At 61.4% G+C, this 14,886-nt stretch carries 18 protein-coding genes; 8 read left to right on the plus strand and 10 right to left on the minus strand.

Annotated elements, in window-relative coordinates; translation table 11 throughout:
• Positions 1 to 2 precede the first annotated feature (2 nt).
• From rplV to ACPWMG_RS01715, 6 genes are all read left to right on the plus strand, one after another.
• Positions 3 to 332, plus strand: a complete 330-nt coding sequence (gene rplV, locus ACPWMG_RS01690) for a 50S ribosomal protein L22 (protein ID WP_056667645.1) — start codon at positions 3 to 5, stop codon at positions 330 to 332.
• 14 nt (positions 333 to 346) lie between these two features.
• Complete coding sequence (gene rpsC, locus ACPWMG_RS01695) at positions 347 to 1,246, plus strand: 30S ribosomal protein S3 (protein ID WP_483302938.1); 900 nt, start codon at positions 347 to 349, stop codon at positions 1,244 to 1,246.
• Between the two features lie 2 nt (positions 1,247 to 1,248).
• Positions 1,249 to 1,665 (plus strand): 50S ribosomal protein L16, encoded by a 417-nt coding sequence (gene rplP / locus ACPWMG_RS01700; RefSeq protein WP_422834473.1) that lies wholly within the window; start codon positions 1,249 to 1,251, stop codon positions 1,663 to 1,665.
• A gap of 15 nt (positions 1,666 to 1,680) precedes the next feature.
• Positions 1,681 to 1,887: a 50S ribosomal protein L29 gene (rpmC, locus tag ACPWMG_RS01705; RefSeq protein WP_483302939.1), complete on the plus strand. Its 207-nt coding sequence runs from the start codon at positions 1,681 to 1,683 to the stop codon at positions 1,885 to 1,887.
• A 10-nt stretch (positions 1,888 to 1,897) separates the two neighbouring features.
• Entirely contained in the window at positions 1,898 to 2,167 is a 270-nt protein-coding gene (gene rpsQ / locus ACPWMG_RS01710) for a 30S ribosomal protein S17 (protein ID WP_483302940.1), read from the plus strand.
• A gap of 150 nt (positions 2,168 to 2,317) precedes the next feature.
• Positions 2,318 to 2,824, plus strand: a complete 507-nt coding sequence (locus tag ACPWMG_RS01715; protein WP_483302941.1) for a redoxin family protein — start codon at positions 2,318 to 2,320, stop codon at positions 2,822 to 2,824.
• 51 nt (positions 2,825 to 2,875) lie between these two features.
• Here ACPWMG_RS01715 and ACPWMG_RS01720 read toward each other — a convergent pair whose 3' ends face one another.
• From ACPWMG_RS01720 to ACPWMG_RS01735, 4 genes are all read right to left on the minus strand, one after another.
• Positions 2,876 to 3,613 carry an LrgB family protein gene (locus ACPWMG_RS01720; RefSeq protein ID WP_483302942.1) on the minus strand — a complete coding sequence of 246 codons (738 nt, stop codon included), beginning with the start codon at positions 3,611 to 3,613 and terminating at the stop codon, positions 2,876 to 2,878.
• Between the two features lie 37 nt (positions 3,614 to 3,650).
• Positions 3,651 to 4,031 carry a CidA/LrgA family protein gene (locus ACPWMG_RS01725; protein ID WP_483302943.1) on the minus strand — a complete coding sequence of 127 codons (381 nt, stop codon included), beginning with the start codon at positions 4,029 to 4,031 and terminating at the stop codon, positions 3,651 to 3,653.
• A 14-nt stretch (positions 4,032 to 4,045) separates the two neighbouring features.
• Positions 4,046 to 5,548, minus strand: a complete 1,503-nt coding sequence (locus ACPWMG_RS01730; RefSeq protein ID WP_483302944.1) for an FAD-linked oxidase C-terminal domain-containing protein — start codon at positions 5,546 to 5,548, stop codon at positions 4,046 to 4,048.
• Between the two features lie 113 nt (positions 5,549 to 5,661).
• A complete protein-coding gene (locus ACPWMG_RS01735) occupies positions 5,662 to 6,549 on the minus strand; it encodes a LysR substrate-binding domain-containing protein (RefSeq protein WP_483302945.1) in 888 nt (295 codons plus the stop codon).
• A gap of 96 nt (positions 6,550 to 6,645) precedes the next feature.
• Between ACPWMG_RS01735 and asd the strand changes: the two genes are divergently transcribed.
• Positions 6,646 to 7,488: an archaetidylserine decarboxylase gene (gene asd, locus ACPWMG_RS01740; RefSeq protein WP_483302946.1), complete on the plus strand. Its 843-nt coding sequence runs from the start codon at positions 6,646 to 6,648 to the stop codon at positions 7,486 to 7,488.
• Positions 7,489 to 7,555: 67 nt separating this feature from the next.
• Here the strand turns inward: asd and purU are convergent, their stop codons facing one another.
• Together purU and ACPWMG_RS01750 are read right to left on the minus strand one after the other, a co-directional pair.
• The gene (purU, locus tag ACPWMG_RS01745) at positions 7,556 to 8,404 is read right to left on the minus strand and encodes a formyltetrahydrofolate deformylase (RefSeq protein ID WP_483302947.1); all 849 of its coding nucleotides are present in this window, start codon (positions 8,402 to 8,404) and stop codon (positions 7,556 to 7,558) included.
• A gap of 221 nt (positions 8,405 to 8,625) precedes the next feature.
• The gene (locus ACPWMG_RS01750) at positions 8,626 to 9,681 is read right to left on the minus strand and encodes a peptidoglycan-binding protein (RefSeq protein ID WP_483302948.1); all 1,056 of its coding nucleotides are present in this window, start codon (positions 9,679 to 9,681) and stop codon (positions 8,626 to 8,628) included.
• A gap of 375 nt (positions 9,682 to 10,056) precedes the next feature.
• Between ACPWMG_RS01750 and ACPWMG_RS01755 the strand changes: the two genes are divergently transcribed.
• Complete coding sequence (locus ACPWMG_RS01755) at positions 10,057 to 11,010, plus strand: SGNH/GDSL hydrolase family protein (protein ID WP_483302949.1); 954 nt, start codon at positions 10,057 to 10,059, stop codon at positions 11,008 to 11,010.
• A gap of 84 nt (positions 11,011 to 11,094) precedes the next feature.
• Here the strand turns inward: ACPWMG_RS01755 and ACPWMG_RS01760 are convergent, their stop codons facing one another.
• From ACPWMG_RS01760 to dacB, 4 genes are all read right to left on the minus strand, one after another.
• The gene (locus ACPWMG_RS01760; RefSeq protein WP_483302950.1) at positions 11,095 to 11,778 is read right to left on the minus strand and encodes an OmpW/AlkL family protein; all 684 of its coding nucleotides are present in this window, start codon (positions 11,776 to 11,778) and stop codon (positions 11,095 to 11,097) included.
• An 18-nt stretch (positions 11,779 to 11,796) separates the two neighbouring features.
• A complete protein-coding gene (locus ACPWMG_RS01765) occupies positions 11,797 to 12,891 on the minus strand; it encodes an SGNH/GDSL hydrolase family protein (RefSeq protein WP_483302951.1) in 1,095 nt (364 codons plus the stop codon).
• A gap of 149 nt (positions 12,892 to 13,040) precedes the next feature.
• Positions 13,041 to 13,313 (minus strand): SemiSWEET transporter, encoded by a 273-nt coding sequence (locus ACPWMG_RS01770; protein WP_483302952.1) that lies wholly within the window; start codon positions 13,311 to 13,313, stop codon positions 13,041 to 13,043.
• 68 nt (positions 13,314 to 13,381) lie between these two features.
• A complete protein-coding gene (gene dacB, locus ACPWMG_RS01775) occupies positions 13,382 to 14,734 on the minus strand; it encodes a D-alanyl-D-alanine carboxypeptidase/D-alanyl-D-alanine endopeptidase (protein ID WP_483302953.1) in 1,353 nt (450 codons plus the stop codon).
• Positions 14,735 to 14,886 lie beyond the last annotated feature (152 nt).

Raw genomic sequence — 14,886 nt, forward strand, 5'->3', positions numbered from 1 at the left:
CCATGGAAACACGTGCAGTCCTTCGCGGCGTGCGTTTGTCTGTAGACAAAGGCCGCCTGGTCGCAGATTTGATCCGCGGCAAAAAGGTAGACCAAGCCCTGAACACCTTGCAGTTCACGCAGAAAAAAGCTGCTGTGATTATCAAGAAGGTTCTGGAATCTGCCATTGCCAACGCTGAGCACAACGACGGTGCCGATATCGACGAACTGAAGGTGAAAACCATCTACGTCGAACAAGGCGCAACGCTCAAGCGCTTCACAGCCCGTGCAAAGGGTCGTGGTAACCGTATCAGCAAGCCCACGTGCCATGTGTACGTGACGGTTGGCAACTAAGGGGTCCGGAAGATATGGGACAAAAAATCCATCCAACCGGTTTCCGGTTGTCGGTCAGCCGTAACTGGTCTAGCCGTTGGTACGCAAGCAACACCGACTTCGCCGGTATGCTGGCCGAAGACATCAAGGTGCGTGAGTACCTGAAGGCTAAGCTGAAAAACGCATCCGTGTCGCGCGTTCTGATCGAGCGCCCCGCCAAGAATGCCCGTATCACGATTTTCTCGGCACGTCCGGGTGTTGTGATCGGCAAAAAAGGCGAAGACATCGAAAACCTCAAGCGCGAACTGGCTAAACAGCTGGGCGTGCCTGTGGCCGTCAACATCGAAGAAGTGCGCAAGCCTGAAATCGATGCCAAGCTGATCGCTGACAGCATCACGCAACAACTGGAAAAGCGGATCATGTTCCGCCGTGCCATGAAGCGTGCCATGCAAAACGCCATGCGTCTGGGTGCCCTGGGCATCAAGATCATGTCGTCCGGCCGTCTGAACGGTATCGAAATCGCACGTTGCGAGTGGTACCGCGAAGGTCGCGTGCCACTGCACACGCTGCGCGCTGATATCGACTACGGCGTGTCCGAAGCCAAGACCACCTACGGCATCATTGGTGTCAAGGTCTGGGTTTACAAGGGTGACACGCTGGGTCGTAACGATGCCCCAGTTGCGCAAGAACCCCGTGCTGACGAAGAACGTCGCCCACGTGGTCCTCGTCGCGATGACCGCGGTGGCCGTCCAGGCAGCGATCGTCCTTCGACGCGTGGTGCACGTCGTCCTGCAGGTGGCAATGCTGCTCCTGCGGATGGCAGCGACAAGCCAACCGAAGCTTCAGGTGCTGCTGCACCGAAATCTACCGTTCAGCGCGTACGTAAAGTTGCCGCGCCTGCCGCTACCGATGCGGCTGACGGTAAAGGAGAATAAATATGTTGCAACCAGCGCGTCGTAAGTACCGCAAAGAGCAAAAAGGCCGTAATACCGGCATCGCAACCCGGGGTAGCTCGGTTGCGTTCGGTGACTTCGGTCTGAAGTGCACGGACCGTGGCCGTCTGACGGCCCGCCAGATTGAATCCGCACGTCGTGCGATTTCCCGTCACGTGAAGCGTGGTGGTCGTATCTGGATCCGTGTGTTCCCCGACAAGCCGATTTCCCAAAAGCCTGCTGAAGTGCGGATGGGTAACGGTAAAGGTAACCCCGAGTACTACGTGGCTGAAATTCAGCCCGGCAAGATCGTGTTTGAAATCGTCGGCGTCCCTGAAGAGTTGGCTCGTGAAGCGTTCCGTTTGGCTGCCGCCAAGCTGCCTTTGCGCACCACCTTCGTGGCCCGTATGGTTGGTCAGTAATCAGGAGAAACAGAAATGAACACTACTGAATTGCGCGCCAAAGACGTCGCCGGCCTCGAAGCTGAAGTGAAGTCCTTGCAAAAGGCCCACTTCGGTCTGCGTATGCAAAAAGCCACGCAACAACTCAACAACACAGCCACGCTGCGCAATACGCGCCGCGCCATTGCTCGCGCCAAGACGATTCTTGCCGAGAAGCAAGCGGCTGAGTCATCCGCCAAGTAAGGAGCGAAAAATGACGGAAGCTAAGACATCCCTCAAGCGCACCTTGATTGGCAAGGTTGTGAGCGACAAGCGTAGCAAGACTGTTACGGTCTTGATCGAACGTCGCGTGAAGCACGAGCTCTACGGCAAGATCGTTGCCAAGACCAGCAAGTACCACGCACACGACGAAAACGGCGAATACAAGATCGGTGACACGATCGAAATCACCGAAAGCCGTCCAATCTCAAAGACCAAGAACTGGGTTGTGTCCCGCTTGGTGCAAAAAGCGATTGTTGACTGAGCTTAAGACGAATGTCGATTGGGCCTAATCTGGCCCTCTCAGCAAACGCATAGAAAACGACCCACAATGTGGGTCGTTTTTGTTTTTTGGCGACGCTTTTTTGCGTGGCTTGTTTTAAGTAACTTTTGAGCAACAGAACTGGAGCATTCAATGATCAAAGTCGGTGACACCCTGCCAGCCGCAACGCTGATGGAATATGTAGAAGTAGAAGGCAATGGCTGCAGCATTGGCCCTAACCCCGTGGACGTGGCCAAGGCCACTGCTGGCAAAACGATCGCGCTGTTTGCGCTGCCCGGCGCGTTTACGCCCACCTGCTCGGCGCAACACGTGCCGGGTTATGTGGCCAACGCTGAAGCGCTGAAGGCCGCTGGCGTCGACGAAATCTGGTGCGTCAGCGTGAACGACGCTTTTGTCATGGGCGCCTGGGCGCGTGACCAAAAGACCGCTGGCAAAGTGCGTATGCTGGGCGACGGCAGCGCTGCTTTTGCACAAGCCACCGGCTTAACTCTGGATCTGACGGGCAAAGGCATGGGCGTGCGCAGCAACCGTTATTCGATGCTGGTGAAAAACGGCGTGGTGACGACTTTGAACATCGAAGCGCCTGGCAAGTTTGAAGTCAGCGACGGCGCCACGATGCTGAGCCAAGCCAAGGCTTAAGTTCGAAACAACCGGTGGCGCCTATGGGCTGCTGCCGGTTGGTTTGGCTGTTCAGGGCGTGGTGCCCAGCAGCCGAAAGATCAGCGGCATTAGCAACGATGCCAGTACCACCTGCAGGCCCAACGCCAAGCCTGCGTAAGCGCCTGCATCGGCATTCACCTGCAGTGCCCGCGCCGCGCCAATACCATGGGCGGCGGTGCCTAATCCGAAACCCCGCGCACGCCAGCCATCAGCGTTAGTGGTGATGCCCAAGGCGTTAAACAAATACTTGCCGCTCAACGCGCCGATCAGGCCCGTCAGCACCGCGAACACGGCAGTCAGAGACGGCACGCCGCCAATCTTTTCTGCAATGCCCATGGCGACGGGGGCAGTGACCGATTTGGGCACCAGCGACAACACCACATCAGGCGGTAAACCCAGCAGACGGCCCAGTCCGTAGGCCGACAGGCTGGCGGCCGTGCCACCGGCCAATGCGGCCAGCAACAAGCGGCCCCAGCGTTGCCGCAGCTCAGCACGCCGTTGCCATAGCGGCCAGGCCAAGGCGACGACAGCAGGCCCGAGCAAGAAATGGATGAACTGTGCGCCCGCAAAATAGGTGGGGTAGGGCACCCGCGTGGCGAGCAGCACGGTGGCGATGACGACGACGCTCCACAACACAGGGTTCGCCCAAGGCGCCTGGTGCACCCGCGCATAGGCGGCTTGGGCGAACACGTAGACCAGCAGTGTGGCTGTGAGCCCAAACAAAGGGCTGGCGGAAAGGTAGACCCAGAGTTGAACGAAATCGGCCATGGGGTGATGATTTTGGTGATTTTGGTGGTTTGGGGCTTTAGGTCGACCTGCCAGAGTCTGGATCCGGGTCGGCTTCAACTTCACTAGGCCGCGTGGCCTGCAGCACCCATGCAGTCACCGCCAGTCCGATCCATGTGGATAACACCAACACCAACAAAATGCGTGCGCCGTAAGTGCTGATGAGCGACAAGTGCGTCATCACGCCCACGCCCACCGGCACAAACAGCAGCGACAGGTGCGACAGCAAGAAGTCCGCACAGGCGGCTACAGGCGCTTGCACCAACGGCCAACGCAGCGCGATCAGTAGCAGAATCATGCCGACCACCGGGCCCGGAAATGGCAATTGCAGGCCGCGCGCCAGCAGCTCACCCAGCGACTGCAGCGCTAGCAACCAAGCCATTCCGCGCAGAGCCAGCATCTGTGGTGCTGGCCCTAGAAGCGAGGCAGGTCGGGGTGGCTGATCTGCCCGCCGCGCACCAACATCTTGCCGTATTCGGCGCAGCGGTTGAGCGTGGGAATGACCTTGCCGGGGTTCAACAACTCCTTCGCATCGAAGGCGCGCTTCAAGCCGAACATCTGCGCGTTTTCAGCCGCCGAGAACTGCACACACATTGAGTTGAGTTTTTCGATACCCACGCCGTGCTCGCCCGTCACCGTGCCGCCCATCTTCACGCTGGTCTCCAGAATGTCGGCACCAAAGAGTTCGCAGCGGCGCAGTTGGTCGGGGTCGTTCGCGTCGAACAGGATCAGCGGGTGCAGGTTGCCATCGCCCGCGTGGAACACGTTGGCGCAGCGCAGTTGGTAGGTTTTTTCCATCTGCTGAATCGCGAGCAAGATGTCGGCCAGGCGCTTGCGCGGAATGGTCGAGTCCATGCACATGTAGTCGGGGCTGATGCGGCCGGAGGCGGGAAAGGCGTTTTTGCGGCCGCTCCAGAAGCGCATGCGTTCGGCCTCATCGCAACTGACGGCGAGCGCGGTGGCGCCGCAGCGGCGCAGCACCTCGCTCATGCGGCCGATTTCTTCTTCCACCTCTTCGGGCGTGCCGTCGCTCTCACAGAGCAAAATGGCCTCGGCATTGAGGTCGTAGCCGGCGTGGACGAAGTCTTCCACGGCGGCGGTCATAGGCTTGTCCATCATCTCCAGGCCCGCAGGGATGATGCCGGCAGCGATGACGGCGGCCACAGCGTCGCCAGCTTTTTGCAGGTCGTCAAAGCTGGCCATGATGCAGCGTGCGAGTTGCGGCTTGGGCACCAGTTTCACGGTGACCTCGGTGGTCACGGCCAGCATGCCTTCAGAGCCGATCAACACGCTGAGGAGGTCGTAGCCCGCGCTGCTCAAAGCGTCGCTGCCAAACGTGACGTGCTCGCCCTCGATGGTGAAACCTTCGACCTTCAGCACGTTATGCACCGTAAGGCCGTACTTCAGGCAGTGCACGCCGCCCGAGTTCTCGGCCACGTTGCCGCCAATGGTGCAGGCGATTTGGCTCGATGGGTCGGGCGCGTAATACAGGCCGTAAGGTGCGGCGGCTTCGCTGATGGCCAGGTTGCGCACGCCAGCCTGCACCACAGCGGTACGGCTGGTCGGGTCGACCTTCAAGATGCGGTTGAACTTGGCCAGCGACAGCGTGACGCCATTCGCATGCGGCATGGCGCCGCCCGACAGGCCGGTGCCCGCACCGCGCGCCACCACCGGCACGTTGAGCGTGTGGCAGGTGCGCAGCACGGCCTGCACCTGGGCGTAGGTTTCAGGTAGCGCGACCACCAGCGGGCGCTGGCGGTAGGCGGTGAGGCCATCACACTCGTAGGGCGTGGTGTCTTCCGTGTGCCACAACAAAGCGTGTGAAGGTAAATCGAGGCCCAGCGCTTTCACTACCTGCGCCTGCAGCTCTGATCTTTGTAGCAATTCCTGGTGGGACGGGGTGGCGGCTGCGTTCATGTGTGGGGACGGCAAGTGGAGCGGTCACTTTACGCCAATCGCCTCATTTCAGGATTGAAGAATCCGGCGCGGCTTTGTGAAAAAAGCGCCTTCGAACCTCAAGCCTGCACGTTCTAAACAACGACCTTTTTCAGCCACTCGGCAAACGCCGTGCATTCCCAGCGGTCCATGGTGCCGGTGCGCCAGCACAGGTAGTGGGCGTGCGGGCTGGGCACTTGTTGGGCGAAAGCGGGGCTGGTGCCCAGGCGGGCCAAGGTGCCGTTGTCGAGCCACGGCGCGCCGAGTTTCAGGCGCACCAGCGCCACACCCATGCCGGCGGCTGCGGCATCGCACATCAGGCCCACGTCGTTGAACTGCGAGCCTTCCAGAGGCTCGGGCCAGTCTAGCTTTTGCGCGGTGAACCAGGTGCGCCACGGGTCGAGTGGCGAGCGTAGCAGTGGCAGGGCTTGCAGGTCTTCGGCGGCTTCAAACGGCCCGTGCTCGCGCACGAAGGCGGGTGAGGCCAGTGGCGTGACTTCGTCGTGCATCAGGCAGACGTGTTCCACATCGGCATAACGGCCGGTGCCGAAGCGGATCATCAAATCAGCGTCTTCGGCAATCACGTCGAGCAGGGGTATGGACACCTGCAGCGTCAGGTCGATTTCGGGGTAGGCCTCGGTGAACTGGCGCAGCCGGGGAATCAAGATCGAGCGCGCAAAGGTGGGCGTGACCGCCAGGCGCAGCTTGCGTTTGCCGGGGGCCGACTGCGCGCTGGGGAAACGCTCCAAAATCGCCAGCCCCTCGCGCACGTGGGCCAGGTATTCGTTGCCCTCGGTGGTGAGTGAATAATCGGCCCGACCAAACAGCCGCAGGCCGATGATTTGCTCCAACTGCTTGACGCGGTGGCTCACGGCGCTGGGCGTCACGCACAGCTCTTCAGCGGCCTGCGTCACGCTGCGCAGGCGTGCCAGCGCCTCGAAGGTCAAGAGGCATTGGATCGGAGGGATGCGGGCGACGGCCATGGTGCTATTGTCGCTGCCTTGAAGGCGAGGCAGAGGCGCCGCAGAGGTGCCTCGTCAGCCTCTAGAATCAACCCCTTTTTGTTCACGGGCCCCGCAGTGTCAGACCAACTCAAAGTACTGTCTCAATACGTGCTGCCCAAGAAAGGGCTGACCAGCTTTGGCGGCCTGATTGCCTCGGCCGAGGCCGGCGACTGGACGACGCGCTTGATCAATTGGTTTGTGGGCAAATACGGCGTGGACATGTCCGAAGCCGCCAACCCCGACACGGCCAGCTACCGCTCGTTCAACGAATTTTTTACCCGTGCACTGCGCCCTGGCGTGCGACCACTCGCGCAGGCTGATTTGATTTGCCCTGTGGACGGCGCCATCAGCCAGTTCGGCGCGGTCGCGGGCGACCAGATCTTTCAAGCCAAGGGCCACGCTTATTCGACCACCGCACTGGTGGGCGGCGATGCTGCTTTGGCCGCGCAGTTTGAAAACGGCCACTTCGCCACGCTCTACCTGAGCCCACGCGACTACCACCGCATCCACATGCCGTGTGCCGGCCGCCTGACGCGCATGATTTATGTGCCGGGCGATTTGTTCTCGGTGAACCCGACCACCGCGCGTGGTGTGCCCGGGCTTTTTGCGCGCAACGAGCGGGTGGTGTGTGTGTTCGACTCGGCGAGCGGCCCCTTTGTGCTGGTGCTGGTGGGCGCCACCATCGTCGGCAGCATGGCCACGGTGTGGGAAGGTGTGATCAACCCGCCGCGCGGCCCGGTGCGCGAATGGCGGTACGACAACAAGCCCATCACCCTGCAGCAGGGCGATGAGATGGGACGTTTCCTGCTCGGCTCCACCGTGGTGATGCTGTTCCCCAAAGGGCCGCTGCAGTTCAACCCGGTGTGGGCACCCGGCGGTGCGATCCGCCTTGGTGAAGAGATGGCGCAGCGCCCTTAACGTTGTACCGCTCAGAATGAAAAAAGCCGGCTTGATTGCCGGCTTTTTGCTTTGCGGGGAGGGCGCGTTACTTGAACACCACCGTCTTGTGTCCGTTGATCAACACGCGGTGTTCGCTGTGCCACTTCACGGCGCGGGCCAGTACTTGGCTCTCGGTGTCGCGGCCTTGGGCAGTCAGGTCTTCTACCGTGCGGCTGTGGTCTACGCGGGCGACGTCTTGCTCGATGATCGGGCCTTCGTCCAGATCCGCCGTCACGTAGTGGGCGGTGGCACCGATCAGCTTCACTCCACGGTCGTGCGCTTGGTAGTAGGGCTTGGCGCCCTTGAAGCTGGGCAGGAACGAGTGGTGGATGTTGATGGCGCGGCCCGACAGCTTGCGGCACAGGTCATCGCTCAAGATCTGCATGTAGCGCGCGAGCACCACCAGCTCAGCACCTTCGGCCTCCACAACCTCGTAGGCGCGGGCCTCGGCCTGTGCCTTGGTCGCGGCGGTCACCGGAATGTGGTGGAACGGCACGTTGTAGCTGGCCGCCAGTTGGTAGAAGTCGCGGTGGTTGGAGACGATGGCGCGGATGTCGACCGGCAGCAGGCCGCTCTTCCAGCGGAACAGCAGGTCGTTCAGGCAATGGCCCTCTTTGCTGACCATCAGCACCGTTTTCATTGGCTGCGACGTGGGGTGCAGGCGCCAGTGCATGGCAAAACCTTCGGCGAAAGGCGTCAGTTGGCTGCGCAGTTCTTCGTGGCTGAGTTGGTCGCAGGCGAACTGCACACGCATGAAGAACAGACCGGTGTCGTGGTCGTTGTACTGGGCTGCTTCCTCGATGTTGCCGCCCCGCTCAAGCAGAAAACCAGAAACAGCATGGACGATGCCCGTGCGGTCCGGGCAAGACAGGGTGAGGATGTAGGCGTTATTCATACGGCGGGCATTGTCGCAGGTCGGCTCGGGCGCTGTTCGGCGCCGGGCATTGCGCTGAGCAGGCTGCGGGTATTCAAAAATAATAGCTGTTGACGCAAGTCTGAATTGCGCCAGCGGCTGATTTTATTCAATAAAAAATAAGGGCTTGGCCGCCGAGTGGCAGCCAAGCCCTGGAGTCTTGTGCACCTGGCCTTCAACACATGAAGGCCAGGTGGTGTGACTTATTTCGCCAGTTCGGCTGACGTGGTGGCGTCGACACGGCCGGTTTGTGGAATGCCGCGCTCTTTCTGGAACGCACGCAGCGCCGCCGAGGTCTTGCCGCCCATTGCGCCATCTGCCGCGCCGACGTTGTAGCCAAGCTGGTTCAGGCGGTTTTGGGCGTCGCGCACCGACATGACGGCCGCACCGGCGCCAGGTGCCGAGGTTTGCGATGGAGCGGCGCCGCCGTCCACACCCAGGCGGCCACCGCCACCCAGGCCTTGGCCTTGCACCGACTGTGCGCGGTACTGGCGCAGGGCACGCACCATCTGGTTGTAGGCATCCATGAAGGCCGCCGCAATCACCTTGCCTTCAGCCGTGTTGGTGTAGCCACCCACTGCGCCGCCAGCCGAGCCGCCGAGCAGGCCGCCCATCATGCCGAAATCGGTCTTGGAGGCGCTGCCTTCAGAGGCCGACACCTGTACACCCGAGCGGTTGTCCACCAGGGTCAGCATGGTGCTGGCTTCCTTGGTGTTCATGCTGCCGGCCAGAGCGCCCAGGACGCTACCGCCACGGCCACCCAAAATGCCGCCCAGCGACGCACCAGCGCCACCGGCGTTGTTGTTGCGGAAGATGACTTCAGGCGACAGGGCGTAGTCAGAGGCGACCATTTGGCCCGCGCCCATGTTGCTGCCGGCACGTGCCTGGCCCGACTGCATCAGCGCGCGTTCACGCGCCATGGCGTTCATGCCGGCGGCGCTGCGTTCCACCACGATGAAGCAGTTCGACTGCTGTACCAGCAGGCGCAGCAGGTTGGCGGTGGGGGGCAGCTTGTATTCGTTGCGCAGAATGGTGTACCAGCCGGCGTCTTGGTTTTCCACCAATGAAACAGTGCCCAGCGGCGATGCGCATTTTTCGAGCTGGCTGCTGGCGTTGTCGGTAGCCGAACCGCCAGCGCTACCGGTGGCCATGGTCTTGGCGTCGGAGCTACCCATCTTCATGTCAGTGGTCTCGCAGCCGGCGAGTGCCAGTGCGGCCAAAACAGCGGCCGTTGTCATTTTGAATTTGTTGAAACGCATGGCGAAATCCTTCCTCACTCTCTTGAACAATTGGGGCCGACAACCGAATGCAGACGCACTCAGACCCGTGGGTACACAGATAAGTGCCGCCTGGGGGGATGAATCGGTTGAACGATGTCGGGGGAGAAGTCGCAGCAACAGGAGGCCTGCTACGCTCGACGACGGCGCAGTTTAAACCTAAGCGCGGCGCGGGGAAACGGGCATTTGCGCAGAAGCGCAAAAACATCTGCATTCGTTTGATCTGGTGGCCAATAGCGCCCGGCACATGGCCAGACAACAATCTTTACCCGAGGGCTTGCCCATGCTCGTTAAACTATCCTGTTGCCGGATACGGACCCGCTTGGATTCGTCCCCTTTTGTATTTTGGAGTGATCAATGAAATTTTTCAGCTTGCGGCGCGCCATGGTGGTTGCAGCCTGTGCATCGGCTGCCTTGTTGTCTGCTTGCGGCTCAAGCACGGTCGACTCCCAGGTCACCCCCGCCCGTTTCATCGCATTTGGTGATGGCTTTGCCGATGTCGGCCAAAGCGGCTCCAAGTACACCGTGAACGACGGTTCCGTGAACAACTGGGTCGTGCAAATGGCCGGCGTTTACAACAAGAGCATCACGCCTTCTGCTTCGGGTGGACTGGGTTATGCCCGCGCCAACGTGCGTGTGGTAGCCAAGCCGGATCTCGTGGGTAGCAGCACCAGCCTCACGGTCAAAGAACAGATTGATGCTTTCCTGGCCTCGAACGCTTTGGCCAATGACGACATCGTCGTCGTCAACGCTGGTGCCAGCGACATCGTGGCGGAAATGAAGGCGCTCAACGCTGGCAGCATCACGCAAGACCAGTTCACGGCCAACGTGAAGCAGGCCGGCCAAGACCTGGCGACGCAGGTGCGCCGTCTGGTGACGGCTGGTGGCAAACACGTGGTCGTGGTTGGCCCTTACAACCTGGGCAACTCACCCTGGGCCATTGCGCTGGACCAACGGTCTGTGCTGACCGAAGCGACCACCGCGTTCAACCAAGCCATGTTGGTGGCGATCAACGACCTCGGCGCGAATGTGCTGTACATCGATGCAACGTACTACTACAACTTGGTGGTGGGCACGCCAGCTGGTTATTCGATGACCAACGTCGTGAACGTGGTGTGTACCTCGGTAGATGCTGGCGTGGGCATTGGCGTGGGCGCGAATGAAGTCAATTCGTCGCTGTGCACAACGTCCACCATTCTGAGCGGCGCGACTTACGATGCCTACCTCTATGCCGACAAGCTGTATCTCACGCCGAACGCCAACCGCTTGTTTGGCAGCTACGCCTACGACAAGCTGCGCAATCGCTGGTGATATTCACCTCGGCTGGCCATCTGGGCCGGTCAGGCGGGTACAAAAAAGGCTCCTCAGGAGCCTTTTTTGTTGAGCGCTGCGTTTTTAGAACTTGTAGCCAATGCCCAACATCACGGCCACCGGGTTGAGTTTGACGTCGATGGTCTGGCCGGTCGACAGGGTGGCCTTGGTCTTCACGAACGATTTCACCACGGCGCCGTCGACAAACCAGTGTTCGTTCAAGCTGTAGGTCACACCGGCTTGGAGTGTTACGCCAAAACGCGAGTCAGAAGACAGCGTCGTCGGGTTGCTGGGCGAGCCGCCCGTGATGGCGCTGAGCGTGGCCGAGCCAGTTTCGTCGTACAGCTTGGAGTAGGTGAGACCTGCGCCCAGGTACGGACGGAACGCCGTGCTGGCTTCATTGAAACGGTATTGCATAAACAGCGTGATGGGCAGGGCGGTTACTTCACCCAGCTTGCCCACACCGGCGATGGCGCCAGCTCCCACGATGTCATGCTTGAACGGCAGTGCCAGGGGGAAATCCACCGACCAGTTGTCGGTCACCATGTAGGTGATGCCGCCGGAGAGCTTGGTGTCATCGCCAATGTCGACCTTCGTATTTGGCAGACTGGGCGCCGACATGTTGCCGCTGTCGACGTGGGGCATCAAACGGGTGGCGCCAGCGCGCACCAGCCAGCTCCCGGCGGATTGGGCCTGGGCGGCGCCAGTGGCGGCCAAAAGGCTGGTCAAAGCGCTTGCCAGCGCAATCGAATGCAGTTTTGTTTTCATTGTGGAGTCCTCAGAGCTTTACAGCCAGCCAGCGCGTGCCATGGCCACCGATGCCAGGCGCGCCAGCAAGTCGTGGGCATAAGGCGTGGGGTGCACGCTGTCGGCGTATTGGTAATGCGATACGTCGCCGGCAATGGTGCTGGCTGCGGTGCAGGTGAGCGAGTAACCAGCCAATGGGTTGGCTGTCGAGGTGCTGCTGCACGCCGGTGTGGTGACGTTGGTCAGGCTGTAAGCGCTGGGGTTCTTGGCTTGGTCGGTGCTTTGGGTGTACGAGTCCACCAGCACCACGCCTGGCACGCCGCTGAGGTTGCTCGCCAGTTGGGTGTTGAAGGCCTGGGTGACCGCATCGGTCAAGGCCTGGCTGCCGGGTTTGGCGGCCTCTGCTGCCAGCGTGCTGGGGGTCAGGCTGATGTTGGGCAGGTTGACCACCACCACGTACTTGGCACCCTTGCCCACCACTTGTGTTTTCACCAGGTTCGACAGCTCGACCGCTGCCGTGGCCATGGCGGTGGCCGCCTGGGTGGGCGTGGTGGTGACGCCCACGGTGGCTAGGTTCAAGAACACATCGTTGGCGCCGGCCAGGATCAACACCACTTCGCTGCCGCTGAAGCTTCCGCCTGTCTTGGCGAGGTGGTTGCTGATCTGCGTGACCACGGGCACCGTCAACTGGCCGACGCGGCCCTGTGCAGCGGTGGTTGGGTCGGGTGACGCCAGCAGTGCGGCGTTGTAGGGGCCGATGGGATTGGTCACGCGCGAGCCGCCCTGGGCATAGGCTGTGCACTCGGCATGGTTGACAACAGGGCCGGCCAATGCGGCCAACGGGCCGCTGGCGTTCAGCCCGGTCTGGGCGGCGCACGGAACGGGCAAGGACAACTGACTGGCGATGCGCTCGACCCAGATCTGCGCAGTGGCGCTATTGACGGTGTACTTCCCGCCGCCCACAGACGCGATGCCCGGGGTCTTGTAGCTGCCCACGTCGCTCAAACTGTCGCCAAACGACACCAGGGACGTGAACTTGACCTTGGTGGACTGATCGCCACCACCACCGCCGCCGCAAGCTGTTAACGACAGTGCGATGACCGCACCAGCCATCGTGGCCTTTATGAATTTCATGGGTGTCCTTTGTTATTGCGTTTTGTATACAAAGTGGTTTTACGAACGATCGTTCGCTTTTGTACGGTCACGAATCTTACGCTTGAAGTGTCGGAATTGCGCTGCATCAGGGTAAGTCCTGAAGCGTTTGCCAGGGGTACATTGCGTCTTCATGCGTTGGACTGTTGTCGCCGAAAACGAAGCTTCATGGCCAGGATGGTGGCCGCTAAACCGAGCGTGATTGCGTTGGCGACCACCACGGGCCAGGCCTGCATCAGCCAGCCATACAGCAGCCACAGGCTGATGCCGCAGACAAACGCGCTGTACATGGCAAGCGAAATACCGCTGACATCGCGGGTGCGAAAGGTGTGCAGTGCCTGCGGCACAAAGCTGGCGGTGGTGAGCGCCGCAGCGGCATAACCAATGAGTTCAGAAGCCTGCATGGTGATCTCGGGGAGGTGAGATAGGGAAGCAGTGACCAGGCTCCATTATTGGCGCTTCCCAGGTTTCTTCACTGATCTTTTGCAGCCCATTCCACCAAGGCGTTGAGTGCCGGGCGTGCCGCCGAGGCCAGCGGGTGGTTGACGATCCCCACCACCACATAACGTTGGCCGCTGCGCCCGGTCACATAACCCGCCACCGAAGCCACGTCGCGCAACGAGCCCGTCTTGAGCTGCGCATTGCCCAGCGCTTCCTTGATGCCGGGTTGGGCGCCCATGCGGCTTACCGTGCCGTCCACGCCAGCGATGGCCAGCGAGTTGGCGTACACCGCTGCCTGGGGGTGGCGCGCGGCGCGTTGCAGCAGCGTGGCCAGGGCCGTAGCGGTGGTGTGTTCATCGCGGCTTAGGCCCGAGCCGTTTTCGATGTTGGGGATTGGCACCTCGGCGCCCACGGCTTTCGGCCACCAGGTGTTGACGGCGCTGCGTGAGCCTTCCAGCGTGCCCACACCCCGGCTCTTGGCGCTGAGCGTCAGGAACAACTGTTGCGCCATCACGTTGTTGCTGAACTTGTTGACGTCGGCAATGATGTCTGAGAGCGGCAGCGAGGGCGCATCCATCAGCCAGCGCGCCTGGGTGGGTACGCTGCCGTCGCGTGCGGTGCCGCTCAAGCTGCCACCCGCCGTGGCAAACATGGCTTGCAGCACGCGCCGTGAATAGCTCGCCGGGTCGGCATAGGCCACGGGCCACACCCGTTCGCCGCAACTGGCGGGGTAGGCGCCCGCGAAGCGCACGCGGTTCGGGTCGGCAAAGTCGGCCTGCAAGCCGGCGCGCCAGTCGCCGCAGGGCTGTTGCGACAGCGGCACGCTGGTGTCGATTTGCACACCGGCAATCGGCGGCTCGGTTTTGATGGTGGCGGTTTTGCCATTGGCATCGGGCGTGAGCGTGAAGATCAGCGACTTGAAGTTGACCAGCAGCGCATCGGGCGTGCTGTTGTAGGGGCGCAGCGGTTCCCCGTCAAACTCGGCCGGGTCGCGGTTGATGGGCTCGAAATAGCTGTGGTCCAGCACCATGTCGCCGCGCACCTGCTGTACGCCGCGCGCCTGCAGCGCCTTGAAGGTTTCGTCGATGCGCTCCAGCACCAGCTTGGGGTCGCCGCCGCCGCGCACGTACAGGTTGCCTTGCAGCACGCCGTTACTGACGGGGCCATCGGCATAAAAACGCGTCTTCCAGGTGTAGTCGGCGCCCAACAGGTCGAGCGCGGCGTAAGTGGTCACCAGCTTCATCACCGAGGCCGGGTTCATGTCCACCTTCGCGCGGTGCGCTAGCCGGGGCGCGCGCTGGCCATCGACCGGGGCGACGACGAAGCTCACCGCATCGCGTGGCACACGGGCGCGGGCCAGGGCGGTGGCCACTTCGGCAGGCAAGGGCTGTTCGGCCGGGGCGCTCCAACTGGGGCTGCAAAAAACGAACGCTAAAAGAGTGGCGCAAAGACGGGGATTAAGGCGGGAGCTAAGACGGGCGGGCGAAAAGAAAAATGCAGGCACAGGAAGATCGCGGTTGAGACTGGCGGAGGTGT

It is taken from the genome of Hydrophilobacter chitinilyticus, assembly GCF_049860745.1.
GTDB lineage: Bacteria > Pseudomonadota > Gammaproteobacteria > Burkholderiales > Burkholderiaceae_C > Rhodoferax_B.